The following is a 13,115-nucleotide window of genomic DNA, read 5'->3' on the forward strand; positions in this document are numbered from 1 at the left end:
CATCCGTAAACTAACAACTCCTATTTCTGGTTTTCAGGGCATTATGCTCTCGGCTTGCCTGCTCTTTTTTTCGCTCCTGACGGTCTGGCCCGACTCGGTTGCCCCTTTGGATACCCACCGGTCGGTACACTTCGGGCTGAAGCCAGCTTTTAACCTCGACTTTCGGGATTCATTCCTTGAGCAGCAGCATGTTAACGTCTGGGGCGTTAATGCAGGTATTGAATACGGCCCAAAACGGCATCAGTTGACGCTGGGTTATTACTGGATTAACTATGGCACCTACCTGCGACTGATTGACTGGCGACGCGATGCCGCCCGGCGCATCAATCTGGGGTATTACACCCGCACGGATTTGTGGTATATGAGTCTACTTTACTGGTGGAACCTGACGAACAATAAGCGATGGAAGGTTAGCATACCGGTGGAAGTTGGCGGTGGTGTTGCCTATGCCATACCCCTCAACTTACAGCAGGATATTCCCGTTGACCGAAGCCGGCGGGATTTCTTCGTGCCCGTTCAGGCTGGTGCTTACGGCCAGTGGAAAGCAACCCGCTGGGTGGGTCTGAGTGCTCAGCTAGGCTACCGCGTATCAGTCTTCCAGACGGCTATCGACCAGAATTTCAATGGCACCTATTACAGCATTGGCGTAACGATTTATCCGGCTCTGGTAACGGATTTGTGGCGGTGGGTCAGGAAAAAAGAGCGCATCTCTCCCCTGCATCCACCCCACCCACGCGAAGCAAAACCGCTTAAAACCCCGTAGAGGTATAAGCCGTTGATACGACCCGATTCCAGTCGGGATGGCGTTTGATATAGGTCGAAATAAATGGACAAGCCGCCACTATTTTCAGGTTGTTCTGCTCCACATACTGCAACACACCCTCAACCAGGTGAGAGCCAACACCCTGCCCTTCCAGACTTTCGTCGACTTCGGTATGTACCAGTGCGAGCGTTTCGTCGTCAACAGTCTGATAATTAACAATGGATAATTTACCCTCCGTATCCAGTTCGAAGCGGTGCCGGTGGGCATTGTTTTTAACGGGCGTTGTGTTCATGTAGTTTGGGGCCTTTGTTATTCCCTTTACACCAAAAAAGGCCTACTTGTTCAAATGAACTGAGTTAATTTGCGTTGAAGTTCTTCCTCGTTTTACCCATGAACCGTCTCGACCGCCTAACCGCCATACTTATTCATCTGCAAACCAAGCGGGTTGTTCGTGCGCAGGAACTGGCCAGCCGGTTCGGTATTAGTCTGCGAACCGTGTACCGCGATGTCCGGTCGCTGGAGGAAGCGGGTGTTCCTATCGGTGCCGAAGCGGGCGTTGGCTACTTCCTCACCGATTACCACCTACCGCCGGTTATGTTTACCAATGCTGAAGCCAGCGCGTTGATGATGGGCGGAAAACTGATTGAGAAGTGGACGGATGAATCCGTACAAACCGAATTTACCTCCGCCCTGTTCAAGATAAAATCCGTGCTGAAACGCCCCGACCAGGAGCATCTGGACGATTTGGATGCGCACATCAACGTGGCCAAACCAACCCATCGAAAGCCCCACGCTACTGGGTTGCTCAATTCGCTGCAACAGGCCATTGCCCGTCGTCATGTACTGGCGATTCACTATCACTCGCACTACAACGATGCTGAAACCCAGCGCGAGGTAGAACCCGTAGGACTTTATCATGCCCACATGGCCTGGCATCTGATTGGGTACTGCCGTACCCGTCAGGACTACCGCGATTTCCGGGTCGACCGCATTCGCCAGCTCACCGATACCGAACAGCCGTTTTCGCGCCGGGACCGACTCTCGTTACAGGAATACCTCGACCGGGTTGGCAAAAGGGATATGCCCGTTACCGAAGTCATTCTTGTTTTTCAGAAATCGGTCGTGCGCCACCTACAGGAGCAAAAGTATGGTTTTGGCTTTCAGGATGAAGTCGATCTGGGCGACCGGGTTCGGATGCGGTTCCAGACTCCCTGGGAGGAAGGTGTGGCCCGCTGGCTGCTCATGTTTGGCAATAAAGTGACGATTGAAGAACCCGAATCGCTGCAAATTCGGATGCAGACGCTGGTAGAGGGGTTGCAGGACCATTACGCCGAAAAAGTAAGCAACTGACTCCTGCCTCTCTGTCATCTGCCCTATAGCAGACGAATAAACAGTTTTACCCGTTACGCAGGCGGTTTCTCCACCGTTACCAATGGCGAGGGTCAGTATTCAATTCCGGGAACTAGCTAAGAACGGGCTGAAATACGGTTTAACACGATACGGAGTGGCCAGATCGAAGTACGTTTTGGGTATGCGCCGAATCAACACCGTAGCGCACTAAATTCTTCAGGTTGCCGGTAAAGACACCAGCGTCACTTCAGTTTATTTCCTTTGTACTCGTAGAATCTGGTATCCATACCACTGCTCATAACCAACTCTCCGCCATCCGTTATGGCCGTTTGTCCCTGATTAAAAACCAGCACAGTGGCTAATCCTACATACAGACGGCCAGTAGCATCCATCGAGTTGAAGCTGGGCAATGGCGCCTTTTTCCGACTGGTAATCAGCAATCCGGTATCCTCCCGTTTACTCACGTCAAGGGTGTCCACATAGGACGCAAAAACCTCTTTCGTCTGGAAGTTTCCAACCGTCACGTTACAAACGTACAAGCCAACACGGGCGTCGTGCGGGTCAACGACAGGTGTGACGTCTGATTTTGTCTGACAATTCACGCTGCCTAGCGCAATAATTCCTGCAACCCATACTTGTGAAAGCGTTTTCATAAGTAATAAGGATTATATGTTGTACAGTTTAAAGCACTTCTACGTTTCTGCCTACCTTATTATACCGTAACTCGCTGTGTCAATAACTCTCTGACGTAGTGCCTAACTACCCATATAACCATTTACTTGAACGCCGGAATACCCGTAATGTCGGCACCCAGAATCAGTAGTTGAATATCGTGGGTTCCCTCGTAGGTGCTCACCGATTCGAGGTTCATCAGGTGGCGCATAATCGGGTATTCGCCGGAGATGCCCATAGCGCCCAGAATCTGGCGGGCATCGCGGGCCACGTTCAGGGCTATTTCAACGTTGTTTCGCTTGGCGAGTGAAATTTGCGCGTTGGTAGCCCGGCCCTCATTCATCAGGGTGCCCAGCCGCCAGCACAGGAGTTGCGCCTTGGTAATCTCGGTCAGCATTTCGGCCAGCTTTTTTTGTACCAACTGGAAACTGGCAATGGGTTTGTTGAACTGAATGCGTTCCAGGGAATACCGACGGGCTACTTCGTAGCATTCCATTGCCGCGCCTACGGCTCCCCAGCTAATGCCATAACGCGCCTGTTCCAGGCACTTCAAGGCACTTTTGAGCCCAAAAGCGTTAGGCAGCATGTTTGCTTTGGGCACCTGTACATCCTGAAAAACCATCTCGCCGGTGGTACTGGCCCGCAGTGACCATTTGTTTTTTATCTCGGCGGTGGTAAATCCATCCATGCCCCGCTCCAGAATCAACCCCCTTATTTTACCCTGGTCGCTCCTGGCCCAGACGATGCCGATGTCGGCGATGTTTGCGTTGGTAATCCAGATTTTAGACCCGTTCAGCAGGTAGTAATCACTCCGTTCAATGAAGTTAGTCTCCATGCTGCCGGGGTCCGAGCCGTGATTGGGTTCGGTCAGGCCAAAACAGCCTATCAGCTCTCCGGTGGCCAGCCGGGGCAGGAATTTTTCTTTCTGTTCGTCGGAGCCAAACGCGTGGATGGGGTGCATTACCAGGGAGTTCTGCACCGACACGCACGACCGCATACCCGAATCACCCCGTTCAATTTCCTGCGTCATCAGGCCATAGGAAATCTGGTCGAGTCCACCACCGCCATATTCCGTTGGAATAGTAGCGCCGAAAGCCCCAATCTTACCAAACTTCTGAACCAATTGCTTCGGAAATTCGGCACGCTGAGCGCACTCTTCCACAATGGGCGAAATCTCGCGTTTTACAAAATCGCGTACCGCCGAACGAACCAGTTTGTGTTCGGCCGTGAGCAAATCGTCGATACAATAGAAATCCGGCGACTCGAACGAGTCTGCCTTATTTCGGGGCGGGGTCATGGTTGGGGCTTGCATAGGAAGTTAACTCAAAAGGGTGGGGCTTGTTATCGGGCAATTCTTTTTTTACTGATTTATCACTATCGTAACAGGCTACGTCCAGTACAGGATGGGCGCATCGGGAAACCGCTGCTGCCATTCGGTATAGAAAAAGGAACGCAGGTCCTTCATCTCGTCGGGCCGGTAGACGTACTTCACGCCCCCAAATTTATTTCGCTTCGGAGCCCGGCCCTGTTCGTCCATGTCGAGACTCGTGTTTGGATACCACGTTTCCAGAACGGATTTACTACCGGGCGTAAACCGGTGACTGATGAACTCCACGGTCAGGTCGCACGGAAAATCGAGGGCAGCCGCTACCCGGTTCAGCAAGTCGGTGTACTGTTCACGCCAGTTTTCGACGGGCATAATGGGTGCCAGCACCACGCCCACCGGATATCCGCCCCCACCCTTTTCCCGGGGCATAGCCAGCTTCCGTAATGCCGTCAGGCGGGCCTCTATGGAAGCGGTGCCCCCTTCCAGCCGACGGGCAATACCATCCGTATTCAAACTCACTCTGGCGCGGGTACGCCCGTTGTGAGGCAACCCAAGCAGGGAATCCACCTGATCGTATTTCGTCACGAACCGCAGTTGGGTGCCGGGCCGGTTGCCAAAGTGGCGGATGCACTCGGCCAGGCCACCCGTCAGGTGCTCAATACCAATTACATCCGTGTAACAACTCACCTCAAACGTAGTAGTTTTCTCCGGTTGTTCATAAGCAGTCGTGTTAGCCAGCATCTGGGGCAGGTTGGCAAAAACCCGGGTCACTGGTGGCCCCTGCAAACTACCCGCCAGGTAGCAGTACTGACAGTGCGCCGGACACCCTTCGGCCAGATTCATCTGCCAGTCGGCCGAGGGCGGTATGGGCTGCAACCGAAACGTACCCGGCGGGGCTTTCACCACCGCCAGCGTCTGTTTGGCATTCCGGTACGTTTGCCGGTCATCCTCCCCGCGCAGGCCCGTCAGCCGATTGGTTTTCAGGACGGTAACGGGCAGATTCAGGTCCGTGACGCGAGTATAAATCTGCTGGCCAAACGGCTCTTCGAGCGCATCGGGTGTGAACAGCACCTGCCTGGGCATCCACAAACGGGATGTCATCAGGTGGGTGTTTTTGACGGGATTGCTAATTGGTTTTTGTGTTGGCTGAGCAGACATAGGTACAGGACTAAACGTACTGGATCAGATTGATCTTTACTACATAAAGAACAAAACCAACCGTACTTTAATTCTGTCAATCCCCCCTAATACCCCATCTCAAGTCATTCAATATCAACGACTTACAAACTATTTTAAGCCTACTGGATATCCGCTCAGAAAATGAGTAGTAGCTTGCTACCCTGCATTATTTCGCAGCCTTTTTGCCCTGCTGCAACAGCCAGCCAGCCAGCTCTTTAGCCGCGCTGAAGTTGGCGTATTCGGCCGGTATCCGCCGACCATCCACGTACTCATTATACAACCAGGGGTCACCCACGGCAAAGACGGTTCCTTTCCCCACGTGGGCTACGGCCATAATTACATCGCCCTTGTCGGTCACTACGGCTCGGGCGGGGGATTTCACCTGGATGGGTGCCAGTTCCTTGATGTACACAGTGCGGGTTTGGGGAAAGATGGCATTCGGCGCAATGTGAATGGTTCCCTGTTCCCATTTTGTTCCCTGCACCATGTTGCGGTTTTCGGGCAGAAACTTCATCCCAAACTGAGCCGCCAGTTGATTAAAATGAACGTGCTCGCCATTAGCGGTGTCATTAGCCATCATCACCAGCGTTCCTCCTGCTGCTACCCAGTCGGAAATCGCCTTGCTATCGGCCGGGCTGATATAATTGGGGTTCGGCGTTTCTTTGGGGGTATCGGGGTCAACGATGATGTAGACACTGACGTCTTTTAAGGAAGCCGCCGTTGGTGGTCCGGAAACGGTAGCCGTTTTTGCGCCCAGATCGCGAAAAATGGTCCCCCACCAGTAGAAACCGGAATGCTGCCGGTCGTCCCAGGTGTAGTGAAATACTTCCTCCCCGGTCGTGCCGTCGGTGCGGACCGATCCTTTGCGCGATTCGTGGTTGAAGTAATTATCCACCGCTACCACCTTACCTTTACCGGGCTTACTATCGCTGGCAATCTCCATCTCGACGCTGGCCATGATGAATGGGCCAACGCCTTTCAAATCGTCCTGCCGCAAGGGTTCACTCAGGTAATAGGCGTAACTGCCATCGCGGTAGGGATTCCCGCCCAAACCGCTTACCAGTACGGTTTTTTCCAGGTGAATCATCCCCTTTTCGTCCGTCGTAATAAATTTCTTCAGCATCCCCTCGTACCCTTTACGGGCCGATGCCAGCATGGAAGCGGGCAAGTAGCCCATCCGCACGCCTTTTGCCGTTGCGTAGACGAACATACCCGTTCCCGAGGCTTCGAGGTAGTTTCCCTTTCCCCCGGCCCGGTCTGTAACCTGATACCAGCAGCCCGATTTTGGGTCCTGGTACTTGAGAATGGCGGGGATGGTGCGTTGCAAAATCGTGACCAACTCCCCCCGGCGCGGGTGCGATTCTGGAACGTAGTCCAGCACATCGACCAGGGCCATCACATACCAGCCTATGGCCCGACTCCAGAAATTAGGAGACTGCCCCGTTTCCTTATTGGCCCATTTCTGCTCCCGGCTTTCGTCCCAGCCGTGGTAGAGGAGACCCGTCCGGGCATCGCGGCCGTGCTTTTCCATCCACACAAACTGGTTAATGATATCGTCGAACGATTTACCCGATGGTTCGTACAGACTGGTATACTCAGCATAAAAAGGCTCGGCCATGTACAGGCCATCCAGCCACATCTGATACGGATACCGCTTCTTGTGCCAAAAACCACCCTCGTTGGTGCGGGGCTGCTGCGTTAACTGCTGCCGAAGCAAATCGGCGGCTTTCCGGTATTTTTCCTTACCGGGCAACGATTGCTGCGCCAGCATCAGCAACGCCCGGCCGGGGGTTACGAAATCAATATTAAAGTCATCCAGTTTGTAGGTTCGGATGCCCCCATCGGGGGTAACGTACCGGTCCATATTTTTCGGGATGTACTGGAAGTAACGGTCGTCGGCAGTTCGATACCATACCTGCCCGATGGCTTGAAGAATCAATCCCATCTCGTACTCCCAACGGGCATCTTTACCTTCTTTTACGTACGCAATCGAATCAGCATGAGTGGCCATAATCGTAGCGACCATCCGCTGCGACCAGGGCTTGTTTTTTTCAGTTGGCTGCGTCATTGACTGAGCCAGCAATAGCTGACCAAGGAGCATTAGCCCACCCACTAAATAGATCGTTCGTTTCATTTTTTCCCTGCTTGCTAGATTATACAGCCAATTTTACCAAAATTCTACTGTCAAGAGAGAGCTAATTGAACCGATAGTATACCCGTTGTCCGTTAAATAACGAGTATAGAAAAAGCAAAAGAACCCAAAACAAGGTCCAGCTGTTTCACCCTTAAAGCGACTTCTGGAAACCGCTTTATTGATTCTGCCGGATAGAAACCGGCCTTACACGCATGACTCATCAACTTTCACTTACCCTCCCGCCCGAACTGGCTTTTGACGAATGTGCTTTTCGGGAACAGGCACTTAAGCACCTTTCGTTACCCGATACCACCGATGTAGTGGTGCGCAAGCGCCGTCAGTCCATCGACGCCCGAAACCGGCAGGTACGGGTAAAAGTCGATGCGGACGTGTACGCCGGGAATACCCCTCCCCCGCTCATCAACTACCGGAAACCGCAAACCGGCGTGGGCAGCCAAACACCACAGGCTATTGTGGTGGGGGCGGGACCGGCGGGTCTGTTTGCTGCTCTTCGGCTCATTGAACTGGGCATTAAACCCATTGTGCTGGAACGCGGCAGCGATGTACGCGCCCGCCGACGCGATTTGGCGGCCATCAACAAAGACCATATCGTTAACCCGGAATCCAACTACTGCTTTGGCGAAGGCGGAGCCGGTACCTATTCGGATGGGAAACTATACACCCGCTCCACCAAGCGGGGGGATGTCCGGCGAATACTGGAGATGTTCGTGGCCCACGGTGCCACCGAGCAGATTCTGGTCGATGCTCATCCGCACATTGGCACCAACAAACTCCCGAATGTGGTGACCGAACTGCGCGAAACTATCCTGAACGCCGGGGGCGACGTTCGATTCGATACCAAAGTAACCGACCTTATTCTAACCGGCTCTCCCACCAGTCCGAACGAACTGAAAGGCGTAGTGCTGGCTAACGGCGAAGAGCTTACGGGCATCGGCGTTATTCTGGCAACGGGCCATTCAGCCCGCGATATTTTCCAGTTGCTGCACAAGCGCAGCGTCCGTGTTGAGGCCAAACCCTTTGCGATGGGCGTTCGTATCGAGCACCAGCAATCGCTGATTGACCAGTTTCAGTACCACCGCCCCAACCGGGGCGACTATTTGCCCGCTGCTTCGTATAGTTTGGTGGCACAAACCCGTTTTAAAGGTGTTGACCGGGGCGTATTCTCGTTCTGCATGTGTCCCGGAGGATTCATCGTACCAGCGGCAACGGCACCGGGGGAACTGGTTGTAAATGGCATGTCGCCTTCAAGACGGGATTCGCCTTTTGCCAATTCAGGCCTAGTAGTAGCCATTGCGGACGATGACCTGCGGCCGTACGCCGACGAGGGACCACTGGCCGGACTGGCGCTGCAACAGGACCTGGAGCGGTGGGCGTGCCGAATGGGAAACATCCACGGGAGTGCCGCTTCACAAACGGCACCCGCCCAGTGCGTAGCCGATTTTGTGGACGGGCATGTATCAACGGGGTTACTGCCCACGTCCTATCAGCCGGGGCTGGCCTCGGTCGATATGGCCGATGTACTGCCCGACCATATTACCCAGCCGCTGAAACAGGGTCTGCGCGATTTTGGCCGGAAGATGCGTGGCTACCTTAGCAATGAGGGGCAGATTATTGGGGTTGAAAGCCGCACCTCCTCGCCCGTCCGAATTCCGCGTGACCGCGAAACCTGCGAGCACGTACTGGTTCGGCGGCTTTTCCCCTGTGGCGAAGGGGCCGGTTATGCAGGCGGTATCGTATCGGCAGCCATGGACGGTGAACGATGTGCCGAGCAATTAGTTACGTTGTATAAACGCTAGGGTTACAGTTTACGGTTTATGGTATTCAGTTAAGGTGGTTCACGCAACACAGGAACGCGTCATACACCGTAAACCGAATACCATAAACCGTAAACTACAAACCACAAACTGAATAATGATCGACACCACCTTTCAAACCTTTACCGAAGACCTTCGCCAGCGGTTGCAACGGCCGTTGCCGGGCGAAGCCGCTCATCAGAAAATGGCATCGTCTAACCGGTACCGGTTCGGTATAAAACCGAACGAGCGCACACGCCGGTCGGCGGTGTTGATTTGTTTTTATCCCTACCGCAACACGATATACGTGCCCCTTATCCTGCGCCCGCAGTACGACGGCGTTCATGCGGGGCAAATGGCGTTTCCGGGCGGGCGTATGGAGCGTGTCGACGAAAACCTGACCCGCACGGCCCTGCGCGAGGCTCAGGAAGAAGTAGGTATCCGGGTATCGGATGTAACGGTTTTGGGACTTCTGACGGAGTTGTATATCCCCCCCAGCAATTTTTACGTACAACCGGTAGTGGGTTTTTTGCCCTACCGACCGGATTTTTACCCCGACCCGCATGAAGTAGAAGCGGTGGTAGAAGTAAGCCTTGATTCGCTACTGGATGAAACTACCGTTGGCAGCAGTCAGATTGAGATCCGGGGTGTACAGATTGACGCCCCTTTTTACCAGATTGAAGGCCAACGGGTTTGGGGAGCCACGGCTATGATGATCAGCGAGTTACTGATGGTCCTGAATGGCTGACTGACTGGCCCATGTACCGGCATAGAGTATTGTCAGGTTGATGCATGAACCAGAAATTCTGAACAATGTCAACCGGGCGACTGTGCAGTCCATTTGATCCTATTACTTCTCCCGGCTCTTCGTTTTCGTTTAACACTTCTCTGTAACCCGCGTGGTAGACGGGCTTTTCGCCCTCTATTTCATAGATTATAGATGAACTGACCTGGCAACGACTGCCGCTGTTTTTTTTCGGTTACCGGTATCATAGTGTTATTGTTTTGATACACTATACGGATACCCTAACGGGCTACAACGACGTACCAGCGGCAAAGTACAGCTCTGCCAGGGCTTTCTGGTACTTAGTTTTCAGTTCTTCGCCCTTCAGTCGCAGGTCGATAAGTTTGGTTTCACGGGAATTGACCAGAAACAGCGAACTTTCTCCCAGGTCAAATTTCTGTTGCTCAGCCATCAGCAGTTTTTGCTGATTCTGAATTGTCTGTTGCTGAACATTGATCTGGTCGGCCAACACCCGTAACTGATTGTAGGCGGCCTGCAACGTATTATTAATCAGGCGACCCGTTTGTTGCTGTTCCAGCACAACCTGTTCATTTTTCACCTGAACTTCGCGAAGCTTGCCCCGCTCTTTCCGCAGAAAAAGCGGAAAAACGAAGTCCATCCCTATCTTGTAGTTCTGGGGGCGAAACGAATAATAGCTACCCCACTGGTAGCCAGCATCTACGGTGGGCGTCTCGCTCAGCAGGCTGGCATTGAGCAGGACCTGGGGCTGGATCATAGCGCGCCGAAAGCGTTCTTCCAGTACCAGTTGCTGATTTTTCACGGACAATTTCAACAGGTCGGGATGCTGACGATTTGCCTGGTCAAGCAGTAGCTGGAGCGTACCTTCATCGGGAAGTATGAGCAGGGCTTCCTGCGGCCTCGCTTCGTCAGGCAGCTCGACTGGTTGCCCGTTGGCATTCCATAAAAAGGTGCTGACGCGCAAACGGGCATTTTGCTCGTCTACAATGGCCTGCTGTTGTTGCACCAGCCGGTCCTGCACCGTAATGAGTGCTTCGGTGGTATCGATAATGGCGGCATCGCCCAGTAATGCCCGCTCACGCAGGGCCTGGAACCGGCGATTGGCCAGTTCATATCCATCTGTCAACAATACCCGCTGACGGTGGGCCAGGAACCACTCCCAGTACGTTTTAGCCGCATCGAACAGAATTTTGTTTACCTGCTTTACCCGATCCGCTTCGGCCAGATTCTGCATCAATCCGGCCTGCCGAACAGCATTTCGACGGGCGTCGATCAGCAGCCCCTGCCCAACGGGAACCGCCAGGCCAACGCCACTCAGGCCCGACGAAGGCGTTCGTTCTTCGGGATTTATATACCGGCCATTGTTGCGGTTGTAGGACACGGTAAGGTCAATACCGGCCAGCCAGAGCGGAACCGCTAATTTATTTTGCCAATGGTCATAGTACAAATCGTTACCAAACTCTTTACGGTCGTAGGCCGATGTTAGTTTAGGATCGAAGGCGCCCCGTGCCTGGCGCAGGAGCTGCCGGGCTTCTTCGCCAAACAGATTGGCCTGTTTCACCAGTGGGTGATTTTGCCGAATCAGTTCATAAAATAGGGATGCCGTAAAAACGGAGGTGTCAGGCGGCAAAACCCCACCCCTCGTGTCAGGGGCGGTAATGGGTTGCTGGGCGGTAGAGGTAGTGCCATTCATCACACACAGACCGATAACCCAAAAACTATAAACGATAAACCATTTCATTTTTTGGCTCCTTTTTCTTCTTTGGGTTCCTGTTGCAGACTGGGCGGGAAGCCATTAAGCTGCCGCCAGAGTTCATACCATACCGGCACATCGTCCAGCATAACCCATCCGTACACGCCCGACCCGACCCGCAGCTGAGGGGGCCAGGGTTGATCGCCTTCCTGCACCAGTGGCCGTACCAGGAGCCGGTAAGTACCGCCCGTGGTGCTCATGGCGTCGATAACCGCAACCTGTCCGCCAAAGGTACCAACGGATACCGTTGGCCAGCCCGAAAACTGGATAGCTGGCCAGCCATCGAACTGGAGCCTGACCGTTCGGCCCGTTTGGATAAGCGGCACATCCATAGCCTGAACGTATAATTCAACAGCCAGCTGCGGGTTGGCAGGCTGGAGCGTAGCAATGGGCTCGCCTTCTTTAATGGTTTCGCCGATACCCGCTTTAATCGGTTGCACAACGTAGCCGTCCTGTGGGGCACGCACCACATACAGCCCACGCCGGATATCTACACTACTGATTTTATTACGCAATTTTGAGATCTCCCCGTCGGCTTCGGCCCGGTACGACACCGCCGAACTCCGGTCGGACTGGGCTTTGGCCAGTTTTTCCTGAAATTCGGCCTCAATAGTACCCAGCTCCAGTTGAGCGTTCAGCAACTCCTGCCGTGACACGTTCAGTTTGTTCTCCTGAGAGGTTAACTTAGCCCTGTCCTCCTGAACTTTCAGCCGTCGGGATTCCAAATCGGTGAGGGAGAACAGACCGTTCTGGTACCCTTTCTCAAACCGGTCGAGCCGGTCGAGTGCAATCTGATAATTTTTGCGGACGGCTTCAAGGTCGGCTTCATCGGCCATCACTTTAAACTCACTCTGCTTCACCTTATTCCGGGCCGCATTAAGTTTAATGGACACCCCCGTTTTGAGCGCACTTATTTGCCCATCCAACGCCTGAATTTTGGCTACGGTGGCTTGCTGGCTCCCCCTTTTGGCGTCTACCTGCTCGTCCAGTCGCTGGGGCAGATTCGGGTCGAAATACTCATCTTTTATTTCAGAAATAATGAGCAGCGTATCGCCTTTCTTCACGAAATCACCATCCCGCACCACCCAGCGTTCAATACGACCGGCAATGACGTTCTGAATTGTTTGTGGACGGTCTTGGGGAGTGATAGCCGTTAAATTACCCTCACCATGAATATTTTGCTGCCAGGGTAAAAACATGACTACCAGACCAACGAACAGAAAAAATAACATCCACCGCCCCAGCTTCCGACCGCTTTGCAGCGTTGGCATAGCCCGGAGTGTTTTAAGTGGGTAATTCTGAAATATCTCGTCGTTTACCCGGTGGTTCGATAGGTTAAGCATTTTTTAATGAAGCATGT

General features: G+C 53.4%; 11 protein-coding genes. 4 read left to right on the forward strand and 7 right to left on the reverse strand.

Annotation, left to right across the window (positions count from 1 at the left end; all coding sequences use genetic code 11):
* Positions 1–43 precede the first annotated feature (43 nt).
* Positions 44–763: a hypothetical protein gene (locus tag B156_RS29050; protein ID WP_018619698.1), complete on the forward strand. Its 720-nt coding sequence runs from the start codon at positions 44–46 to the stop codon at positions 761–763.
* On the opposite strand, the gene B156_RS0110710 is transcribed toward B156_RS29050, so the two are convergent.
* Complete coding sequence (locus B156_RS0110710) at positions 750–1,055, reverse strand: GNAT family N-acetyltransferase (RefSeq protein ID WP_018619699.1); 306 nt, start codon at positions 1,053–1,055, stop codon at positions 750–752. The genes B156_RS29050 and B156_RS0110710 overlap by 14 nt on opposite strands.
* A gap of 98 nt (positions 1,056–1,153) precedes the next feature.
* Here B156_RS0110710 and B156_RS0110715 point away from each other — a divergent pair, with 98 nt between their 5' ends.
* Entirely contained in the window at positions 1,154–2,113 is a 960-nt protein-coding gene (locus B156_RS0110715) for a helix-turn-helix transcriptional regulator (RefSeq protein WP_040585467.1), read from the forward strand.
* A gap of 242 nt (positions 2,114–2,355) precedes the next feature.
* On the opposite strand, the gene B156_RS0110720 is transcribed toward B156_RS0110715, so the two are convergent.
* From B156_RS0110720 to B156_RS0110735, 4 genes are all read right to left on the reverse strand, one after another.
* On the reverse strand, positions 2,356–2,766 hold the full coding sequence (locus tag B156_RS0110720) for a hypothetical protein (protein WP_018619701.1): 411 nt from the start codon (positions 2,764–2,766) through the stop codon (positions 2,356–2,358).
* Positions 2,767–2,888: 122 nt separating this feature from the next.
* Positions 2,889–4,097 carry an acyl-CoA dehydrogenase family protein gene (locus B156_RS0110725; protein WP_018619702.1) on the reverse strand — a complete coding sequence of 403 codons (1,209 nt, stop codon included), beginning with the start codon at positions 4,095–4,097 and terminating at the stop codon, positions 2,889–2,891.
* Between the two features lie 75 nt (positions 4,098–4,172).
* Positions 4,173–5,270 (reverse strand): spore photoproduct lyase family protein, encoded by a 1,098-nt coding sequence (locus tag B156_RS0110730; protein ID WP_084757702.1) that lies wholly within the window; start codon positions 5,268–5,270, stop codon positions 4,173–4,175.
* 187 nt (positions 5,271–5,457) lie between these two features.
* Positions 5,458–7,425: a DUF4350 domain-containing protein gene (locus tag B156_RS0110735; RefSeq protein ID WP_026260749.1), complete on the reverse strand. Its 1,968-nt coding sequence runs from the start codon at positions 7,423–7,425 to the stop codon at positions 5,458–5,460.
* Between the two features lie 212 nt (positions 7,426–7,637).
* Here B156_RS0110735 and B156_RS0110740 point away from each other — a divergent pair, with 212 nt between their 5' ends.
* Together B156_RS0110740 and B156_RS0110745 are read left to right on the forward strand one after the other, a co-directional pair.
* Entirely contained in the window at positions 7,638–9,242 is a 1,605-nt protein-coding gene (locus tag B156_RS0110740; RefSeq protein WP_018619705.1) for an NAD(P)/FAD-dependent oxidoreductase, read from the forward strand.
* 115 nt (positions 9,243–9,357) lie between these two features.
* A complete protein-coding gene (locus tag B156_RS0110745) occupies positions 9,358–9,987 on the forward strand; it encodes an NUDIX hydrolase (RefSeq protein WP_018619706.1) in 630 nt (209 codons plus the stop codon).
* 286 nt (positions 9,988–10,273) lie between these two features.
* On the opposite strand, the gene B156_RS0110750 is transcribed toward B156_RS0110745, so the two are convergent.
* Both B156_RS0110750 and B156_RS0110755 read right to left on the reverse strand, forming a co-directional pair.
* Entirely contained in the window at positions 10,274–11,743 is a 1,470-nt protein-coding gene (locus B156_RS0110750) for a TolC family protein (protein ID WP_018619707.1), read from the reverse strand.
* Complete coding sequence (locus B156_RS0110755) at positions 11,740–13,098, reverse strand: HlyD family secretion protein (RefSeq protein WP_018619708.1); 1,359 nt, start codon at positions 13,096–13,098, stop codon at positions 11,740–11,742. The genes B156_RS0110750 and B156_RS0110755 overlap by 4 nt, the downstream gene beginning before the upstream one ends.
* Positions 13,099–13,115 lie beyond the last annotated feature (17 nt).

Origin of the sequence: Spirosoma luteum DSM 19990, assembly GCF_000374065.1 — a bacterium.
In the GTDB taxonomy this organism is placed as follows: Bacteria; Bacteroidota; Bacteroidia; order Cytophagales; family Spirosomataceae; genus Spirosoma; species Spirosoma luteum.